Source organism: Desulfonispora thiosulfatigenes DSM 11270, from assembly GCF_900176035.1.
GTDB classification, from domain to species: Bacteria; Bacillota; Peptococcia; order Peptococcales; family Desulfonisporaceae; genus Desulfonispora; species Desulfonispora thiosulfatigenes.
The window spans coordinates 1-20,435 of the sequence record NZ_FWWT01000019.1 but is presented as its reverse complement, the minus strand read 5'-3'; the positions used below and the strand labels follow the sequence as shown (position 1 = coordinate 20,435).

Here is a 20,435-nt window from a genome sequence, read left to right as displayed (position 1 = left end):
CTTCCTACTCGTTTATAATTACTTTTCTATTTTGAACCTTAATTTTTTCTTCTACGACTAACCTTATCGCTTCAGGATAGATACGATGTTCTTCCTTTAATATCTTATTTACTAATGTTTCTTCTGTATCTTCATCTGATACAGGCACAACTGCCTGCATAATTATTGGTCCACTATCCATTCCTTCATCTACAAAATGTACCGTACAACCAGAAAACTTGACTCCGTAATCAAGAGCCTGCTGGTGTGCATGTAAACCTGGAAAAGAAGGTAATAATGAGGGGTGGATATTCAAAATTTTCATCTGCGCATTTCTTATAAAATAAGGGCTCAAAATTCTCATAAATCCTGCTAAACAAATCAAATTACAATTATGCTCATTTACTACTTTTAATAGTTCTTTTTCATACTCTGTTTTCGAAGAAAATGCTTTTGGATCAATAAATAATGAAGGAATTTTCTTTTCTTTTGCCTTTTCTAGAGCTTTTGCTTGTTTTTTATCGGATATTATTACACCAATATTAAATCCCTGATCTATTATGGATTGCAGATTAGAGCCTCTACCCGAAGCAAACACTGCTAATTTATGGCTCATAAATTTATACCCTCTCGAAATGAAACCTTTTTATGACCCTCAGTTACTGTTCCTATATTAAATACTTTTTCCTCTAAACCTTCACATAAATCAATAATTACTTTTTCTTCGCTTGGATCTACAATTAAAATCATACCTATTCCCATATTAAATGTACGGTGCATTTCTTCTTCTGAAATATTACCAAGTTTCTTTATAAGTTCAAAAATTGGTAACTTAGGCCAACTTCCCTTATTTAAAACTACATCTGTTCCCTCTGGTAATATACGAGGAATATTTTCAATTAATCCTCCACCAGTAATATGTGCCATACCTTTTATAGTTACCTTTTCTAATAATGCTTTAATTAACTTTACATAAATCTTAGTCGGCTCAAGTAAAACATTACCTAATTTATCCCCTAATTCAGAAATCTCTTCATCTAAAGATAAATTAGCTTTTTCTAAGAGTACTTTTCTCACTAATGAAAAACCATTACTATGAATTCCTGTTGAAGGAAGTCCTAAAACAATATCTCCTGGCTTTATACTCTTGCCATCAATTATTTTAGACTTATCCACAACTCCTACGGAAAATCCTGCAACATCATATTCTCCAGGAGAATAAAACCCAGGCATTTCGGCAGTTTCTCCTCCAATTAAAGCACATTCTGATCTCTTACATCCTTCAGCTATTCCTTCTACAATTTCTTTAACTTGTTCAGGATCAAGTCCGCCAACAGCTAGATAATCTAAGAAAAATAAAGGCTCAGCACCAGAAACTAAGATATCATTTACACACATCGCAACTGCATCGATACCAATGGTATTATGTTTATTCATCATAAACGCAAGTTTTAGCTTTGTCCCAACTCCGTCAGTACCTGATACTAAAACAGGTTGTTCGTATTTACTATTATCTAAAGCAAATAATCCGCCAAAGCCGCCTAAATCTGTAACAACTTCTTTACGAAAAGTACTTTTTACTAAAGGTTTGATTAATTCTACCGCTCTATTTCCTTTATCTATATCTACGCCTGCTTCTTGATAAGTTAATCCTTTATTTTGCATGATTTCCCACCTTATCATTTGACATTTCTAGACAGTTTTTTCCTAAACCTTCACCAGAAGGGATCGGTATAGGATAATTACCATCTAAGCAAGCACTACAAAAGCCTTTACTTTTACCTACTGCCTTATATAAACCTTCTTGACTTAAATAATGTAAACTATCAGCACCAATGTATTTTTCGATTTCTTTTAAAGGTTTAAGAGCAGCTATTAATTCTGTTCTTTCTGATGTATCGATACCATAGTAGCAAGGAAATTTTACCGGTGGTGAGCTAATTAATAAATGTACTTCTTTAGCACCATTTTTACGTAAAATTTCTACTAATTTTTTACTAGTAGTACCACGAACAATTGAATCATCAACTACAGCTACCCTTTTCCCTTCAAGTATTCTTTTGATTGGATTTAACTTTAAGCGCACACTTATTTCCCTTAAAGCTTGAGTAGGTTTAATAAATGTTCTCGCTACATATCTATTTTTTAAGATTCCTTGGGAAAAATGAAGTTTAGCAGTTTCAGCATAGCCAATTCCTGAAGCATTTCCTGAATCAGGCACGGGTACAACTACATCAACATCAATAGGACTTTCTTTAGCTAATTCACATCCCATTAAATAACGAGCATAATTTACATTTATCCCATCAATCGTACTATCAGGACGAGCAAAATATATATATTCAAATATACATAGTGCCTTTTTACCTTTAGGTAAAATACGCATACTATTAATCCCATTTTTATCAATAACAACTATTTCACCTGGATCAACATCACGAACAAATTCTGCATCTACTGTATCTAAAGCACAACTTTCAGAGGCAAGTACATAACTACCGTCTCCAATTTTACCGATACAAAGAGGACGATTACCATAAGGGTCACGCACTCCTAAAAGTTTATTTTCTGTCATAACTACTAAAGAATAAGATCCTTTAACATCAATCATGCATTTCATTAAAGATTCTTCAATAGGATTTTGCCCATAATGTGCTATTAAATTAACAAACACTTCCGAATCAGTACTAGATTGAAAGACAGATCCATTATTTGCAAGTTTATTTCTAAGCTCCTTGGCATTAGTTAAACTACCATTATGTGCAAGAGCAATATTTCCTTGTAAATAACTACAAACTATTGGTTGGGCATCTAAAGCTGAAGTTATACCTGTAGTAGAGTACTGTACATGTCCTATTGCTATATCACCTTTAAGTTTTTTTAAATCTTCCTCAGAAAAAACTTCAGTAACTAGCCCTACATTTTTATGAATTTTAATATGATTTCCATTTGTTACAGCAATTCCGGCACTTTCTTGGCCTCTATGCTGAAGTGCAAAGAGTCCATAGTAAGTTAAACTAGCAACATCATTTCCTGGACCATAGATGCCAAAGACACCGCATTCTTCTTCCATTTTGTCTAATCGTTCATCAAACACGGTATTGCCCCCTTATATTTTTCTATCATATCGTTTAACTTAGCATCTAATTCGAAATTATTTCCTTTAATCTTTAAAGAATCACCCTTTACTACTCCAAGGGTACTCACAGGTAAGTTAAATCCATTGGCAATATCTTTAATTAACTCTACATTTTTTGGGTTAACACTAATAATAATTCTAGATTGAGTTTCACCAAACAATAATGCACTTGGTCTTATATTGCTATCTATATTAATTTCTGCTCCTAAATTAGTTGCCATAGCACACTCTGCTAACGCAATACTAAGTCCACCTTCACTTGTATCATGAGCTGAATTTACTAAACCACTTTCAATTAACTGTAAAGTACAGTTTTGCAAATCTTTTTCTCTATCTAAATCTAAACTAGGTGGCATACCTGCCTCTAATCCATGGAACATTGCTAAAAACTCTGATCCACCAAGTTCATCTTTGTTTTCCCCTAAAAGAAGAATTACATCTCCTTCTTTTTTAAAACCTAAGGTGCAGGCCTTGTCCACATTTTTCAGTAAACCTACCATGCCAATTACTGGCGTTGGAAATACTGATTCACCTTTAGTTTCATTGTATAAACTTACATTTCCACCTGTAATAGGTGTATCTAATTTAGCACAAGCTTCACTCATACCATTAACTGATTCCTTGAATTGCCAAAATACTTCAGGTTTTTCTGGGTTACCAAAATTCAAACAATTTGTTGCGCCAAGTGGTTTAGCCCCAGAACATACTACATTTCTAGCTGCCTCACTAACAGCAATTTTTCCACCTAAATATGGGTTTAAATACACATAACGAGAATTGCAATCCGTACTTAAAGCAACGGCCTTTTTGGTCCCTTTTATTCTTACAACAGCTGCATCAGAGCCTGGTCTTACAATTGTATTTACTCCTACCATATGATCATATTGTTCATATACCCATTCTTTACTTGCAATTGTTTCTCTGCCTAAAAGATCGATAAATATCTTATTATAGTTTTCTGGTTCATTTAAGTCCTGTAAATTGCAATTTTGCACATCCTTAATATAATCAGGTTCTTTACCTTCACGATTATACATTGGACACATCTCAGTTAAAGCTTTAGCAGGAATTTCAGCTACTACCTTATCATTTTCTTTTATTCTCCAAATGCCATCATCTGTAACACGTCCTACTACAACAGCATCTAAGCCCCATTTATCAAAAATCCTTTTTACATCATCTTCTTTTCCTTTTTTAGGAACAACTAACATTCTTTCTTGAGACTCTGAAATTAAGACTTCATCAGGTGTCATGCCTTCTTCTCGTCTTGGTACTAAGGCTACATCTATTTCAATTCCACTATCTCCTTTAGAAGCCATTTCACAAGAAGATGAAGTAAGTCCTGCTGCACCCATATCTTGCATGCCTACAACGTTACCTGTTTTAATTAATTCTAAACAAGCTTCTAGAAGTAATTTTTCCATAAATGGATCTCCAACTTGTACAGCTGGACGTTTTTCTTCTGTGTCTTCACCTAACTCTTCAGAAGCAAAACTTGCTCCACGAATACCGTCTCTGCCTGTTTTTGCACCAACTACCATTACAGGGTTTCCTACTCCTGTTGCTATACCTTTAGCTAAATCTTTATGTTCTACTAAACCTACGCACATTGCATTAACTATCGGATTATCCTCATAAGATGGATGAAAATATGTTTCTCCTCCTACGGTTGGAATACCGATGCAATTACCATATCCACCTATTCCTTCTACCACTCCATTAAATAAATAACGGGATTTAGCACTACTTAAAGATCCAAATCTTAAAGAATCTAAAAGGGCGATTGGTCTAGCTCCCATGGTAAAGATATCTCTAATTATTCCACCTACTGCCGTGGCTGACCCTTGATATGGTTCAACTGCTGAAGGATGATTATGACTTTCTATTTTAAAGGCTATTCCTAAGCTATCGCCTATATCTACTACGCCAGCATTTTCTCCAGGTCCTTGTAGGACTTGAGGCCCTTTAGTTGGAAAGTTTTTAAGTACTGGTCGAGAGTTTTTATAACTACAATGTTCTGACCACATAACTCCAAAAACTTCTAATTCAACATTATTAGGCTCTCTTCCTAGTAAATCTGTAATTAATCCATATTCATAATCAGTAAGCCCTACTTGTTGCCATATTTTAGTTTCCACTTAAAGTACCTCCCTTAAAAGCTTTTACAATTGAAGCAAATAATAACTTACCCGCATCATTTCCTAAAATATTTTCTGAGCATCTTTCTGGGTGTGGCATCATACCCAGAATATTACCTTCTTTATTGATTATGCCGGCAATACTTTCTAGCGAACCATTGAAATTTTCCTCTTCAGTTACTTCACCATTTGGCGAACTATATTTAAAGACAATTTGACCATTTTTCTTTAATTCAGCTAAAGTATCTTCACTACATACAAAATTTCCTTCTCCATGGGCTACTGGTACTTTTATAACCTGATCCAAATTGTACATGTTTGTAAATATTGTTTTATTATTTTCTATTTTTAAATACGAATCTTTACATATGAATTTTAAGTTTTTATTTCTTACTAAAGCGCCTGGCAATAAACCTGCTTCCGTTAAAATTTGAAAGCCATTACATATTCCTAATACTAAACCACCGTTATTTGCAAATTTTTTAACTTCTTCCATAATTGGAGATAGACGAGCAATTGCTCCTGTTCTTAAATAATCACCATAAGAAAACCCACCTGGTAGGATTATACAATCATATTGTTTAGGTAATTTTTTTTCATTATGCCACACATATTCTACCTCTTCATGTAACACATTTTTAATAACATGAAAACAGTCAGCATCACAATTAGAACCGGGAAAAACTACTACAGCAAAATTCATTTTAACCCTCCACCAATTCGTATTCATAGTTTTCAATTACAGGATTGGCTAAAAGTTTTTTACACATTTCTAATACCTTATTTTCTGCTTCAGATTTTCCACTAGCTTCCAGGGATATTTCTAAATATTTTCCTACCCTAACATCTGTTACATCAGAAAAACCTAAAGATTCTAAACCCTTTTTTACTGCACTCCCTTGTGGATCTAAGATACTCTCTTTTAAAGTAATATGAATTAACGCTTTAAACATAAATTTCTACCTCCTCATTATTTTCAAAATTAATTCAAAATTTTATACTAAGTATAAAAGAAGCCCAGCATGAACTTAGAAAAATTCACAACATGGGCTATGTTTTTATTTACTTAGTTCTTCTGCTACCTTTTTATCTTTTAATTCTACTTCAACACTCATTTGAGTTTTATATGACTTTAGTAACTTTTTATACTCAGGATATTTACCAGCTAAGATTTGCATAGCAAATAATGCTGCATTTTTTGCACCATTAATAGCCATTGTAGCCACAGGAACACCTGAAGGCATTTGCACCATTGCATAAAGTGCATCTAATCCTTGTAAAGGAGTTGAGTTAATTGGCACAGCTACGACAGGTAAAGTAGTTACACTAGCTAGTACACCCGCTAAATGTGCAGCTGCTCCAGCACCAGCAATTATAATTTCTAATCCTCTTTCATCAGCAGTTTCAGCATAAGATAATGCTCTATGTGGTGTGCGATGAGCTGAAGCCACAATTACCTCATAAGGTATGTTAAATTCTTTTAAAATTTCAATACATGGCTTCATAATCTTTAAATCTGAGTCACTACCCATTACAATTCCGACTAAATTTTTTGCCATTTTATATCACTCCTTAATCTAATTTTATACAAAGAATCTTATTATAAATAAAAGGAATAAAATCCACATCGTTAAACTAACTTCTTTAATTTTTCCTACAGATACTCTTAAAATGACAAAAGCTAAAACACCAAAAACAATACCTTCAGCAATGCTATATGCAAGTGGCATCATGAAGATAGTAAAGAAAGCTGGAATAGCTTCGACATAATCACTAAAATCAATTTTAGTAACAGGTTCCATCATAAAAATACCAACAATTATTAAAATTGGAGCAGTTGCAGCAGCAGGAATAATTCCAACTAATGGAGCAAAGAAAAGAGTTAATAAGAATAATACTCCTGTGGTAATAGCGGTTAAACCAGTACGTCCACCTTCAGCTACCCCTGAAGCACTTTCAACAAAGGTAGTAGTAGTACTTGTACCAAGTACTGCTCCAAATAAGGTTGCAATAGAGTCAGCAAATAAAGCCTTGTTTGCCTTAGGTAGTTCTCCTTTTTCATCTAAAAACCCTGCTTTACTTGAAACACCGATCAAGGTGCCAATCGTGTCAAATAAGTCCACAAAAGTAAAAGCAAAAATAACTGGAATTAATCCATAGCTAAATACTTCTTTAAAATCTAAAGCTAAAAAGGTCCCACTAAGACTTGGTGGCATACTAATTGGCGAAAATCCTGCCCCTAGATTCACAACTCCTAACGGAATTCCGATTACTGTAGTTAATAAAATCCCCCAAAGTAAAGATCCACGTACCTTTTTAACCACTAAAATACTTGTAACTACTAATCCAATAACAGCTAACAAAATGCTTTCAGGACTAGTTCCAAATGGTAATAGCTGTCTTAATGCTTCATCAGTAAAATATTCACCAGTTATTAATCCTAATGACCCTGTTGAAGGATTATGAATAATAATACCAGCATTTTTAAAACCAATTAAAGCAATAAATAGTCCTATACCAACACTAACTGCATACTTTAAAGTTAAAGGAATAGAATTAACAATTGCTTCTCTTGCTTTTGTAACCGTTAATATAATGAAAATGATTCCAGATATAAATACTGCCGCTAAGGCTCCTTGCCATGACAGTCCCATTTGCATAACTACATAGTAAGTAAAGAAAGCATTTAACCCCATACCAGGAGCTAATGCAAAGGGGTAGTTTGCTAAAAGCCCCATTAAAAAACATCCTATTGCTGCTGATAAACAAGTAGCCACAAAAACAGAACCAGTTGGCATCCCAGCTTCACCTAAAATTTGAGGATTAACTGCGATAATATATGCCATTGTCATAAATGTAGTTAAACCTGCAACTATTTCTGTTCTAACATTTGTTCCATTTTCTCTTAATTTAAATAAATTCTCAAACATTTACTCTGACCTCCAAATTATGCCTTATCTAATGTTCGGGAACTACCTATGATGTTCCCTGCTTGATATATGAATATTAGCATAAAAAACTAGTTTAAGTCAATATTTTAACGAACGATTTTCAAATAAAACCTTTTATAATTCATGTTTTACTTATCTTTCTTCTCTAAAGTAAGGATTACCAAGACCTTTAGGTGGCGCATTTTCTTTTAGTTTGCGCATAGAAACGAAAACTAACACAATAATTGTTACTAAATATGGAAGCATGTCGATAAAATATTGGGATATGATAATTCCTGATCCTTGAATACGAAAACCAATTATGTCTAAACCACCAAAGAGATAAGCTCCTGCTATTGCTTTATACGGATTCCAAACGGCAAAAATAACTAAAGCTACAGCTATCCAGCCTCTCCCTGCTGTAATATATTCTTGCCACGCAGGTACATATACTAAAGATAAATAAGCTCCACCTAATCCTGCAAAGGCTCCACCTAGTAAAATATGAAAATATTTATACTTACTTACATTTATACTAGCTGAATCTGCAGCAGCTGGATTTTCTCCCACAGCACGTAAATTTAAACCTACTCTTGTTTTATAAAGATAAATCCCTAATAAAACTGTACTTAAATATCCCAAGTAGACAAAAGGATCGTGATTAAAGAATATAGGACCAATGACTGGTATCTTAGAAAGAATAGGAAGGGCAAGAGGGCTAAAAAATACTTTAATACTATCTGGTGCTATTTCACCAATTAAGTTACTTCCTAAAAATCCTGAAAAGCCTGTCCCAAAAATAGTTAAAGCTAGACCTGAAACGACTTGATTTGCACGTAAAGTTACTGTTAAGAAGGCATATATCAATGCTCCAAACGCTCCAGCTATCATGGCCGCTAAAATAGCAAGAAGTGGACTTTGGGTTACAAGTCCTACTTGAAAGCCAACTACTGCTCCCATTAGCATCATACCTTCTACTCCAAGGTTTAAGTGTCCCGCTCTTTCCGTAAATATTTCACCAAGTGTTGCAAATAACAATGGGGTACCTGCAACTATTGATCTTGCTAAAAAGGAAATTATTAGTTCCATGATTATACCCCCTTATTTTCCGCTTGTTTATGATCATATATAACCTTATATCTTACAAAAAACTCACTACCTAAAACAAAAAATAAAATAATACCTTGTAGCATACTAGCGGCAGCTTCTGGTATTCCAAATGCAGTTTGAATAAAAGCTCCTCCTTGAATAAGGACTGCAAATAAAAAAGAAACAACTAATATCACGGGAGCACTAAGTCCAGCAAGCCAAGTAGTTATTATTGCTGTGTAACCAACACCACCTGCAATTTGAATCGACAAATTATTGCTTACTCCAGATACTTGAATAAATCCAGTTATACCACTTAATCCACCACTTAAAATTAAAGCTAAAATAATTGTCTTTGGAACTGAAATCCCAGCATATCTAGCTGTATTTTCACTTTCTCCTAAAACAGCTATCTCATAACCCTTTTTACTATGATTCATGAAAATATATACCAAAACTACTAGGACTAATGTGATTACCCAGCCCAAATGAACTCCAAAAAAATCAGGTAATATCCCATTATCAGAGAAATACGGTATTTTAGGAAATCCCATTGCTTTAGGATCTTTCCAAGGCCCAAATTGTAAATAAGTTATCCATTTTAAAGCTATATAATTCATCATTAGAGTAACAATGGTTTCATTTGTTTCCCATTTTGCCTTTAAAAAGGCAGGTATTAAAGCCCACATTCCGCCACCAATAAATCCACCAATAAACATCAATAATAATAAAACTAACTTTGGTAAATCTGGAAAACTAAGTCCTACCCAACTAGCTAAAAATGCACCCATAATAATTTGACCTTCTGCACCAATATTCCAAAATTTCATTTTAAAAGCAATACCTATTCCTAATGAAGTAATTACAAGAGGGATAGCTTTTATTACAGTTTCCTTAAATCTATAAGATGACCCAAACGCACCTTTTAGCATAGATGAATATACTTCTAGTGGATTATGACCTAACAAAACAATAAAAATCGCTGCTGTTAATAATGCTAATAAAACTGCTGTTATTTGAATTGTTACATATTTTCTTTTATTCATATCACTTCTTTTTGCAATTCTAATCAACATTAACACCCTCACGCTTAGTAAATTTTTCTCCTAACATAAGTAATCCTATTTCTTCCTTAGTTGTCTTATCAGCATCAACAATTCCAGATATCTCTCCACCAGAAAGCACCATAATGCGGTCAGATAATTCAATTAAAGCATCTAAATCTTCAGCTATATATAAAATTCCTACGCCCTTTTTCTTTTCAGTATTTAAAAGATCATAAATTTTATAACAGGTATTTATATCTAATCCTCTAACAGGATAAGCTGTAATTAATAAATCTGGATTTATATCTAATTCTCTGCCAAGTAGTACCTTTTGAATGTTTCCTCCTGATAATTCTTTAATAGGATGATTAATACCTGGCGTTTTTATTTCTAGCTTTTTAACAATTTCATGAGCCTTTTGTTCAGAAGGTTTGCGATTTATTAAAAATCCTTTTTGTTTTTGATATTGTTTTAAAATTAAATTACTGACAATATCCATTGAAGGAATTAAGCCCATACCTAACCGATCTTCTGGAATAAAGCTCATACTTACACCTTTAGTAATTATCTCTCTAGGAGTCTTACCAACTAAGTCATCACCTTTAAATAAGATTTTCCCTTCTTTAATAGGATAAAGTCCTGCTATAGCCTCACATATCTCTTTTTGACCGCTTCCAGCAATTCCTGCAACGCCTAAAATTTCACCACTATATAAATCAAAAGAAATTCCTCTTAGTTTTTTTACATTTTCCGAATCTATACAGGTTAAGTTTTCTACCTCAAGGATTTTGCTTTTATTTTCATTTATAACTCGTTCAATTGATAAAACAACAGGTCTTCCAACCATTAATTCAGTTAGTTTTTGAGGATTAGTATCTTCCTTATTTACTGTTGTAATAGTTTCACCTTTTCGAAGGACTGTGACTCTATCAGCTACTTCCATTACTTCATTCATTTTATGACTTATAAAAATAACCGCACAACCTGACTCTCTCATTTTTTTCATTATTTTGAAAAGATTTTTGGTTTCTTGCGGTGTAAGAACAGCAGTGGGCTCATCTAGAATTAAAATGTTTGCACCCCTATATAAAACCTTTAAAATTTCTAAGGTTTGTTTTTCTCCAACTGACATATTGTATACCTTTTTATCAGGATCAATATTTAACCCATATTTATTCGATAATTCCATTATCCTTTCTGATAACTTTTTCTTGTTTTGAAAAAATCCTGTTTTTTGACCTAACATTATATTTTCTTTAGCAGTTAAAACATCTACTAACTTAAAATGTTGGTGAATCATACCTATCCCAGCATTTATGGAATCTTTAGGTGAAGTAAAACTAACTTTCGTACCATGAATAAAAATAGAACCGCCATCAGGGATATAAACCCCTGACAGCATGTTCATTAAGGTACTTTTACCAGCACCATTTTCACCTAGTAAAGCATGTATTTCACCATTATTTACAGTTAAGTTTACATTTTTGTTCGCTATGACTGAACCGAATGTTTTAGTTATACCTTGCATTGATATAAACGCTTTACTATTCATCTAATCACCTGTTTTCTTTTTAGCTATTATTTTGTTTCAATTTTTCCTTCTATTCCTTTAATAAACCAGTTAAATTCTAACAGTTCTTGATCTGTCATTTCTGCGCCTTCTTTTACCTTAACTTCACCTTCTTGATCAACTAGAGGTCCAGCGAATATCTTTGTCTTACCACTTAAAATATCAGCTTTTGCTTTTTCAATAGCTTCCTTTGCTCCTTCAGGTGCATTTTCTGTTAATGGAGCTAAGCCAATAATATCGTCATTCATAGATCCCCAATAACTTTCTGCACTCCAAGTTCCGTCCATTACTTTTTGTACTTGATCTACATAATAAGGGCCCCAGTTCCATACTGCTGAAGTCATATATGCTTTTGGAGCTTTTTCTTTCATATCAGTATTATATCCAATAGAAAACGCATTTCTTTCTTCAGCTGCTTGTTGTGGTCCAGCTGTATCTTGATGCTGAGCTATAACATCTGCTCCTTCATCCAATAATGCAATTGCCGCTTCTTTTTCTTTAGTTGGGTCATACCAAGTGTTTGTCCATTTCACCTTAACAACAGCATCTGGATTAACTGACTGAACCCCTAAAGTAAATGCGTTTATAGCACGTACTACCTCTGGAATATCAAAAGCACCCACAAATCCAATCTCATTACTTTCTGTTTTAAGTCCAGCTACAATACCTGATAAATAACGAGCTTCATACATTCTTCCAAAATAATTACCCATGTTTTCTGTCATCTTATATCCTGAACAATGTAGGAATTTTACCTCTGGGTTAGACTTAGAAACCTTTTCTACATAATCCATAAATCCATAACTTGTAGCAAAAATAACATTACATCCTTGATCAATCATGTCATTTAATACTTTTTCACATCCAGGTCCTTCTTCAACAGATTCAGCATAAATTGTTTCTACACCTAATTTTTCTTCTAAGTATAATCTTCCTTGATCATGAGCATATGTATATCCACCATCACCGATTGGACCTACATATATAAAACCTACCTTGATATCTTCTTTACTTAAACCTGCTTTTTCTTGATTTTTGTCTTCTTCTTGCTTATTATCACAGCCAACCATAAAAATAGATAATAACATTACTAATACTAATAATAAGCTAATTTTTTTCATCATTAAAAATTCCTCCTTTTATTTTTTATTTAAGAAAGGTTTATTTAATAACAAACCTTCCCTATTTATTGTTTAATTTAAGTCTTATTTTCATGTCGTAATTTACGGCTTAAATTATTTCTTATTTTAGTTCTTGATTTAATGCTTATTGCATTGCTTACTTTTATGTCTTAATTTATGCTTTCTTGATGATTTAATTTATGACCCTAAATTTAATTACTTAAAGTTAACTTTCCCATTATCTAAGGATTCTATGATTGCAAGGGATTCTAATTGGACATTTTTATCTAAGATAAACTTACGACCATTTTGGAAATACTTCTCTATTACAATACCCACACCAACAGCTTTAGCTCCTGCTTGTTCCACGATTTCAATTAAGCCACTAGCAGCTTTTCCATGAGCTAAAAAGTCATCTATAATTAATACTTTATCATCCTTATTAATATAGTTCTTAGAAACTCTAATTTTGTATGTTTTATTCTTCGTAAATGAATGCACTTCACTTTCATAGACATCTTGATCTAGGTTACTAGCTTCTAACTTTTTGGCAAAAACAACTGGTACATTATCAAAATATTGAGCTGTAAGACAGGCTATTGCAATTCCAGAAGCTTCAATAGTTAAAATCTTCGTAATTTCTTTCGAGCCAAAACGTCTCTTGAATTCTTTTCCAATTTCATTTAACAATTTAACATCTATTTGATGATTAAGAAAATTATCTACTTTTAAGATTTCTTTCCCAATAGCTTTACCCTTTTCTCTGATTGTTTCTTGTAATATTTTCATAATTTTTATTCCTTTCTATTTATGATTTATCCTTAACAAAACAAAAAACTCCCAGTGGTTTGGGAGTTTATATTAAAAGCCTGGAGCAATAATATAAACTACCCATAGTTTAGTAATTTACGGTTACTAAGTAGAGACGCTTGATCCATATTATCAAACTTATATAGGCAGCATAATATACGAACGATATTTGGTTTTACAAAACAAATGTTCACTAATTGTTTTTATCTTAAACTAAAAGGAGTGAAAAATCAAGTCAATATTGCTCATAAATTGTATTTTTAGCATAAAAAACAACCATTAATGTGGAAACAAATGGTTGTTTTAAATGATGGCTATTAATTTTCCCGATTTATCATGGATATGTTCAAATAATAAGCCTGCACCAAACCATGCTGGACCATAATCTAATCTGATATAACCATTAACAGCATAAATCTTCCCTGCATATTCCCAAGGACAAGCGCCAATAGCTAAATCTAATATGTAACCCGTAGTGTATTCGATTAGAAAGATTACACTCATGTAAATCAAACCTCTAAAAAACCAATTGTACTGCCTTATTAGATCATGTATAGGTTCTAAAAATATAGCAAATCCATAAATAAAAAACATCCATAGATACGTCTGACTATCTAGAGTCCATCTCCCTTCTAACAAAGAACCTAAACCTGTCCATATAACCTCAATAATCCAACCTATTAATCCGTATAAAACATACCTCTTAAGCATATTTATATTTTGACCCAAATAAAAAAAAATATGCTAAAAGGTTTTGACGAAAATTCAAATACCTTTTAGCATATATTATTGTTGTTTTAGGTTATCTAACAGTTCAGAAATACTTAAGTTATAAACTGGATGAATAATCTCCGGGGCAATTTCTGCTAATGGATCCAGAACAAATTCACGATTATGCATATCAGTATGTGGAATATTTAAATTATCTTGTTTAATTATTTGTTGTCCCCATAGAACAATATCTAAATCAATATTTCGTGGTCCCCAATGTATAATCCTAATTCTTTTCATATCCACTTCAATTTCTAATAGATTCTTTAATAATTCTTCTGGTTCTCCCGTATACTCTACCTCTGCTACTGCATTTACAAACCTTTCTTGATCCATATATCCATAAGGTTCAGTTTCAATTAAAGAAGATATTTTTATTACCTTTATTTCTCTTTCATTCATTAACTCTAGAGCTTGTTCTATATTTTTATCTTTATCGCCCATATTACTTCCTAGTGCAATAAAAATTCTTTCTTTATTCATTTTAATCAACCTCTTTTATGGCTTCAATCATATCGATAACTTGTCTATTTTCTCTGATATCATGAACACGGATAATATTAGTATTTAGTTCTGCTGCTCGCGCGGTGATAGCAAGTGTACCTGAAAGTCGTTCATCAACTGGCAAATTTAAAACATCCTTAATTACAGATTTACGTGATGCTCCTATTAATATAGGTAGATTAAACATCTTAAACTCATCCATATATTTTAAAATAGTAAGATTATCTTCTAATCGTTTTCCAAAACCAATACCTGGATCTAAAATTATTTGTTCTCTCTTAACCCCATTATTCAGAGCATATTCAATTTTTCCTACAAAATAAGAACATACTTCTTTTATAACATCATCATAATAAGGATTTTCTTGCATATTTTTAGGATTACCTTTCATATGCATAATAACAATTGGTGCACCTGTTTCTTTAATCACATCCACCATGTTTTCATCAAACTCAAAACCACTAATATCATTTATTATATCTGCGCCTACTTTTATTCCCTCTCTAGCTACTTCAGCTTTATAGGTATCAAGAGAGATAGGAATATCAAAATTTTCCCGAATAACTTGGATTGTAGGGATCACCCGTTCTAATTCTTCTTCTTTAGATACAGAGTCTGACCCTGGACGAGTTGACTCCCCCCCTATGTCTAAAATATCTGCACCATTATCAATGTATTCTTTTACCTTTAAGAGCAAGTCATCCTTTTTAATTCTACTCTTTGCATAAAATGAATCCGGGGTTAAATTAATTATGCCCATCAATAAAGGCTTATCCCAAATATTTAAAACTCGGTCTTTAGGTAAATTTAAATTATCCTTATTAGTTTCTTTCAAATAATCCTCTAATTGCTTCTTTATCTTTGGCAAATTCCAATAAGGTAAAAATGTAAGTTTATTAATCAATTGTTTTAGCGTTTTACGCGTTGCTAAAATTAAAGCATCTGTCTTTTCAGTTTTACAGACAACACATTGATGACTAATAACTAAATCTCCACCCCTTGAAAGTAGCTCTTGCTTTAAAATATTAGCTTCAGCTGATCTAATTCCATAAATTTTGAAATAAAGTATCTCTGCTTTTTCTTTAAAGAAAGGAATCGAGCCTTTATCTGCACCGATCAAATCTATCTCATTAATTAAATTACGTCTTTTTGATAATGGACGAATTAACATTTAAAAATCTCCTTTAATCTTCTCTATAAGTAGCAAAACTAGTTGGTGTTTCCCATAATTTTAGTTCATAAAGCTCATAATTAGGTCCCTTTAACTCATCTTTAATTTCATTCCATATCCAAATAAGGATATTTTCTGTACTAGGCTGGGTAAAGCGATCATTTAAATTAGTATGATCTAATTTGTTTAAAACCTTTTCCTTAACAATATTCTTTAACACAATAAAGTCTAGAACTAAATCTTCTTCATTTAAAGTTCCCTTTACTGTAACCTGAAGTTTATAAGTATGACCATGTAAATTTTCACACTTTCCATGATACTGAGTCAAAAAAATGCGCAGAATCAAAAGTAAATTCTTTAGTAACTGTAAGCAATTTATAAAACTCCTTCCTTTTAGATATTTTCGATATAATTGTTTTTATATTAACTTTACCATAGTTGTTAAACTTTTTTCAGCTTTTATTTTAAAATTGACAAACAATCACTTCATCTAAGATTTTTTCTTTTCTTTCCAATCTGGCATCATAATAGTTAGCAATCTATAAAAATTGTGATCGTGATTTTTATATTTAAATTTAAAAAATAAATCCACCTTATATTTTATCAAAAATAATTAGTTAATCTTTTAGTATTTACTTTTCCTCTAATAATCCAATAAGTTATGTTTTCATTATAAGTACCTTTTCTTGCAAGTTCTTCTTTGCAATTAGAACATAATAAATGACCTTCATAGCCTTCAAGATTTACATCTGATTCTATTATTCTAGGAACTTGCATCTTTACCAAATTTCCTTTTCCCCCTTTTTCATATATAACCATCGGCTTTTTACAATTCCCACAAGAAACTTCAAGCGGAAAAGTATTTCGTCTTTTCCTATATTTAGGGTTTTTATATTTCATATTTTCACCCCCATTTATATTGCTTTGTTAAATATTAAAATTAACATGAATTCTAAAAATAGAATATGCCTACAATATTATTTATATTGTAAATAAAAATCAATGCTCATTCAAATTGTATATAGTTTTCTTTATATCCTTTGCTACTTCTTCCGTATTTACTCGATTTTCTTCAAAGGCATTGACTAGGTCATCATTACCAACTTCCTTCACTTGTTTCTTCTACATGTAGATTTTTATTTTCATCTAATTGTACTTATAGTTTATCTTATTTAGAGGATTTTTCTTTTACATAAAAAAAGCCTTGAACCCTCTATTTCTAAAGGTTTCAAGACTATTATTTATTATTCCCACTCGATAGTTCCTGGCGGTTTAGGAGTGATATCATAAACTACACGGTTTACATGATTTACTTCATTAACTATACGATTAGAGATTTTCTCTAACAATTCATAAGGTAATCTTGCCCAATCAGCTGTCATAGCATCTTCACTAGTAACTGCTCTTAAAACAATTGGGTAAGCATAAGTTCTTTCATCGCCCATAACTCCTACTGATTTAATAGTTGGTAATACACCAAAGTATTGCCACACTGTTTCTTCTAAATCAGCACTTGAGATTTCGTGACGAATTATTGCATCAGCGTCTCTTAAGATATCTAGTTTTTCTTTTGTTAAATCGCCAATAATTCTAATAGCCAGTCCAGGTCCTGGAAATGGTTGACGTTGAACGATAGCTTCAGGTAAGCCTAATTCTTTACCAACTTCTCTTACTTCATCTTTATATAGGTTTTTTAAAGGTTCGATAAGTTCAAATTTCATATCCTCAGGTAAGCCACCTACATTATGATGACTTTTTATTACTGCAGCTGTATCTGTTCCACTTTCAACAATATCCGGATATAAAGTACCTTGTACTAAGAACTCACTATCACCAAATTTACTTGCTTCTTCTTCAAATACTCTAATAAATTGTTCTCCAATAATTTTTCTTTTTTCTTCTGGTTCAGTAATTCCAGCTAGTTTTGATAAAAACCTTTCTTCAGCATCTACAAAGTCAAGATTCATACCGAATTTTCCTATAAAGGTTTCCTTAACTTCTTCTGATTCATTTTTCCTCATAAACCCATGGTCAACATAAATACAAGTTAATTGATCACCAATTGCTTTATGTACTAAAACAGCAGCTACTGAAGAATCAACTCCACCACTTAAGCCACAGATAACCTTTTTATCTCCCACTTGCTTTTTAATTAAAGCAATTTGTTCTTCAATAAATGAACCCATAGTCCAATCTGTATTACACTTACAAATGTTTAATAAGAAGTTTTTAAGCATAGATTGTCCATTTACAGTGAGTTTTACTTCAGGATGAAATTGTACACCATAAATCTTTTTATCTTGATTTGCAAATGCAGCATAAGGAGCATGCGGAGTATTTGAAATACTTTCAAAACCTTCTGGTATACTTGTAATATAGTCACCATGACTCATTAATACTTGCTGACTCTCATCTAAGCCTTTAAAAAATAAGTCTTTTGTATTTACTTTGGCAGTAGCTTTACCATATTCTCTTTTTTCCGCTCTTTCTACTTTTCCACCAAAATTATCATTAATAAATTGCATACCATAACATATACCTAAAACTGGTATACCTAAATTTAATATTTCAGGGTCACATTTTGGTGCATTCTCACCATAAATGCTCGCAGGTCCCCCCGATAAGATGATACCTTTTGGATTAATTTCTTTAATTTTTTCAATAGATGTTTTATAAGAAACTAACTCAGAATATATACTAAGTTCACGTACACGTCTAGTTATTAATTGATTATACTGACCACCAAAGTCAATTACTAAAACTACATCATGTCTCTTTATATCCATATTACTTCCTCCTTATTATTTAATTTAAACTACTTAGGTAATACAAAACAATTTAGCTACCATTAAAGGTAGCTAAAACACTTCATATTTAAGAATAAATTTCTGGCTTTAATACACCAATGTACGGTAAATTACGATACTTTTCAGCAAAGTCTAAGCCATAACCAACGACAAACTCATTTGGTATATCATACCCTTTATAGTCAGGAATTACATTAATTTCTCTGCGTTCTGTTTTTTCTAGGAATGTACATACTTTTACACTATTTGCTTTCCTTGAACTTAAATTTTCTAATAAGTATTTTAAAGTTAATCCTGAGTCTACTATGTCTTCAATTATTAATACATCCTTATTTTCAATACCAGTATCTAAGTCTTTAAGAATTCTAACTACACCTGATGACTGAGTTGATACACCATAGCTAGATACAGCCATAAAATCAATTGCCATAGGAATTTTTATTTCTCTAATTAAATCTGCCATAAAAGGAGTTGCACCTTTTAAAATACAAATCACAATTAAATCTTTTCCTTTATAATCTTTACTAATTTGTGCTCCTAATTCAGCTACTTTAGTTTTAATTTGTTCTTCAGTTAATAAAATTTCTTTAATATCATTTTTCACGATAAATCCTCCTAAGGGTCAATATCTTTAAGTATCCCCTTTAACAGGGGATATTATATCAACGAGTATATAAGATGTCAAATAAATTATTAATATAAAAAAGGTAAACCTAAATATTCAGGTTTACCTTTTTTTGATGGCAGGGGCGGCAGGACTTGAACCCGCAACCAATGGATTTGGAGTCCACTACTCTACCAATTGAGCCACACCCCTATAATATTTTAAATGGCTCCTCGAGCTGGGCTCGAACCAGCAACCCCCTGGTTAACAGCCAGGTGCTCTACCATTGAGCTATCGAGGAACAATAGGAAAAATCCCGGCGACGACCTACTCTCCCAGGACCTCTGGTCCAAGTACCATCAGCGCTGGAGGACTTAACTACCGTGTTCGAAATGGTAACGGGTGTGACCCCTCCGCTATTATCACCGAGAAAATATGTAATTGTTGAGCAAACAATATATCCTTTATCTGTTTAAGTATTTTTCCTACTTAAACTTTAAATGATACTTTGCTCTCTCAAAACTACACAGTGAAGATTTTCGTCTTTATTTAGGTCAAGCCCTCGACCTATTAGTACTAGTCCGCTAAATACCTCACGGCACTTACACTTCTAGCCTATCTACCAGATATTCTCTCTGGAGTCTTACCAGCTTACGCTGTGGGAAATCTCATCTTGAGGTAGGCTTCGCGCTTAGATGCTTTCAGCGCTTATCACTTCCAAACGTAGCTACCCCAGCTATGCCTCTGGCGAGACAA

The 20,435-nt window shown here is 32.5% G+C and carries 20 protein-coding genes, 2 tRNA genes, 2 rRNA genes and 1 riboswitch; all 24 genes read right to left on the bottom strand.

Going from position 1 to position 20,435, the window contains the following annotated elements; translation table 11 throughout:
- Window positions 1-4 precede the first annotated feature (4 nt).
- Complete coding sequence (gene purN, locus B8965_RS07790; protein ID WP_084053390.1) at window positions 5-595, bottom strand: phosphoribosylglycinamide formyltransferase; 591 nt, start codon at window positions 593-595, stop codon at window positions 5-7.
- Window positions 592-1,644, bottom strand: a complete 1,053-nt coding sequence (purM, locus tag B8965_RS07785; RefSeq protein ID WP_084053388.1) for a phosphoribosylformylglycinamidine cyclo-ligase — start codon at window positions 1,642-1,644, stop codon at window positions 592-594. The genes purN and purM overlap by 4 nt, the downstream gene beginning before the upstream one ends.
- Window positions 1,634-3,052 (bottom strand): amidophosphoribosyltransferase, encoded by a 1,419-nt coding sequence (gene purF / locus B8965_RS07780; RefSeq protein WP_084053464.1) that lies wholly within the window; start codon window positions 3,050-3,052, stop codon window positions 1,634-1,636. The genes purM and purF overlap by 11 nt, the downstream gene beginning before the upstream one ends.
- 5 nt (window positions 3,053-3,057) lie before the next feature.
- Window positions 3,058-5,256, bottom strand: coding sequence for a phosphoribosylformylglycinamidine synthase subunit PurL (gene purL, locus B8965_RS07775; protein WP_084053386.1), 2,199 nt, complete (start codon window positions 5,254-5,256; stop codon window positions 3,058-3,060).
- Window positions 5,246-5,959 (bottom strand): phosphoribosylformylglycinamidine synthase subunit PurQ, encoded by a 714-nt coding sequence (purQ, locus tag B8965_RS07770; RefSeq protein ID WP_084053384.1) that lies wholly within the window; start codon window positions 5,957-5,959, stop codon window positions 5,246-5,248. The genes purL and purQ overlap by 11 nt, the downstream gene beginning before the upstream one ends.
- A gap of 1 nt (window position 5,960) precedes the next feature.
- Window positions 5,961-6,209 carry a phosphoribosylformylglycinamidine synthase subunit PurS gene (purS, locus tag B8965_RS07765; protein WP_084053382.1) on the bottom strand — a complete coding sequence of 83 codons (249 nt, stop codon included), beginning with the start codon at window positions 6,207-6,209 and terminating at the stop codon, window positions 5,961-5,963.
- Window positions 6,210-6,314: 105 nt separating this feature from the next.
- Window positions 6,315-6,815: a 5-(carboxyamino)imidazole ribonucleotide mutase gene (gene purE, locus B8965_RS07760; protein ID WP_084053380.1), complete on the bottom strand. Its 501-nt coding sequence runs from the start codon at window positions 6,813-6,815 to the stop codon at window positions 6,315-6,317.
- Window positions 6,816-6,839: 24 nt separating this feature from the next.
- Window positions 6,840-8,186, bottom strand: coding sequence for an NCS2 family permease (locus tag B8965_RS07755; protein WP_084053378.1), 1,347 nt, complete (start codon window positions 8,184-8,186; stop codon window positions 6,840-6,842).
- 153 nt (window positions 8,187-8,339) lie between these two features.
- The gene (locus B8965_RS07750; protein WP_084053376.1) at window positions 8,340-9,275 is read right to left on the bottom strand and encodes an ABC transporter permease; all 936 of its coding nucleotides are present in this window, start codon (window positions 9,273-9,275) and stop codon (window positions 8,340-8,342) included.
- A 2-nt stretch (window positions 9,276-9,277) separates the two neighbouring features.
- The gene (locus B8965_RS07745) at window positions 9,278-10,348 is read right to left on the bottom strand and encodes an ABC transporter permease (protein WP_200805900.1); all 1,071 of its coding nucleotides are present in this window, start codon (window positions 10,346-10,348) and stop codon (window positions 9,278-9,280) included.
- Window positions 10,341-11,873 carry an ABC transporter ATP-binding protein gene (locus tag B8965_RS07740; protein WP_084053372.1) on the bottom strand — a complete coding sequence of 511 codons (1,533 nt, stop codon included), beginning with the start codon at window positions 11,871-11,873 and terminating at the stop codon, window positions 10,341-10,343. The genes B8965_RS07745 and B8965_RS07740 overlap by 8 nt, the downstream gene beginning before the upstream one ends.
- 26 nt (window positions 11,874-11,899) lie before the next feature.
- Complete coding sequence (locus B8965_RS07735) at window positions 11,900-13,012, bottom strand: BMP family ABC transporter substrate-binding protein (RefSeq protein WP_200805899.1); 1,113 nt, start codon at window positions 13,010-13,012, stop codon at window positions 11,900-11,902.
- Between the two features lie 216 nt (window positions 13,013-13,228).
- Window positions 13,229-13,801 carry a xanthine phosphoribosyltransferase gene (locus tag B8965_RS07730; RefSeq protein WP_084053368.1) on the bottom strand — a complete coding sequence of 191 codons (573 nt, stop codon included), beginning with the start codon at window positions 13,799-13,801 and terminating at the stop codon, window positions 13,229-13,231.
- An 85-nt stretch (window positions 13,802-13,886) separates the two neighbouring features.
- Window positions 13,887-13,988: riboswitch (purine riboswitch) on the bottom strand.
- Window positions 13,989-14,125: 137 nt separating this feature from the next.
- A complete protein-coding gene (locus B8965_RS07725; RefSeq protein WP_084053366.1) occupies window positions 14,126-14,533 on the bottom strand; it encodes a putative ABC transporter permease in 408 nt (135 codons plus the stop codon).
- 75 nt (window positions 14,534-14,608) lie between these two features.
- Window positions 14,609-15,076, bottom strand: a complete 468-nt coding sequence (gene folK, locus B8965_RS07720) for a 2-amino-4-hydroxy-6-hydroxymethyldihydropteridine diphosphokinase (protein WP_084053364.1) — start codon at window positions 15,074-15,076, stop codon at window positions 14,609-14,611.
- A gap of 1 nt (window position 15,077) precedes the next feature.
- Window positions 15,078-16,268, bottom strand: coding sequence for a dihydropteroate synthase (gene folP / locus B8965_RS07715; protein WP_084053362.1), 1,191 nt, complete (start codon window positions 16,266-16,268; stop codon window positions 15,078-15,080).
- A 13-nt stretch (window positions 16,269-16,281) separates the two neighbouring features.
- Window positions 16,282-16,596 carry a 6-pyruvoyl trahydropterin synthase family protein gene (locus B8965_RS07710; protein ID WP_242941958.1) on the bottom strand — a complete coding sequence of 105 codons (315 nt, stop codon included), beginning with the start codon at window positions 16,594-16,596 and terminating at the stop codon, window positions 16,282-16,284.
- Window positions 16,597-16,871: 275 nt separating this feature from the next.
- Window positions 16,872-17,168 carry a hypothetical protein gene (locus B8965_RS07705; protein WP_084053360.1) on the bottom strand — a complete coding sequence of 99 codons (297 nt, stop codon included), beginning with the start codon at window positions 17,166-17,168 and terminating at the stop codon, window positions 16,872-16,874.
- Window positions 17,169-17,512: 344 nt separating this feature from the next.
- Window positions 17,513-19,054 (bottom strand): glutamine-hydrolyzing GMP synthase, encoded by a 1,542-nt coding sequence (gene guaA, locus B8965_RS07700; protein ID WP_084053358.1) that lies wholly within the window; start codon window positions 19,052-19,054, stop codon window positions 17,513-17,515.
- An 88-nt stretch (window positions 19,055-19,142) separates the two neighbouring features.
- Window positions 19,143-19,679: a hypoxanthine phosphoribosyltransferase gene (gene hpt, locus B8965_RS07695; RefSeq protein ID WP_084053356.1), complete on the bottom strand. Its 537-nt coding sequence runs from the start codon at window positions 19,677-19,679 to the stop codon at window positions 19,143-19,145.
- 137 nt (window positions 19,680-19,816) lie between these two features.
- Window positions 19,817-19,892 (bottom strand) — tRNA-Trp (locus B8965_RS07690).
- 13 nt (window positions 19,893-19,905) lie between these two features.
- Window positions 19,906-19,980, bottom strand: a tRNA-Asn gene (locus B8965_RS07685).
- 13 nt (window positions 19,981-19,993) lie between these two features.
- A 5S ribosomal RNA gene (gene rrf, locus B8965_RS07680) occupies window positions 19,994-20,109 on the bottom strand.
- A 120-nt stretch (window positions 20,110-20,229) separates the two neighbouring features.
- Window positions 20,230-20,435: ribosomal RNA gene (locus tag B8965_RS07675) — 23S ribosomal RNA — on the bottom strand; the annotation flags it as partial.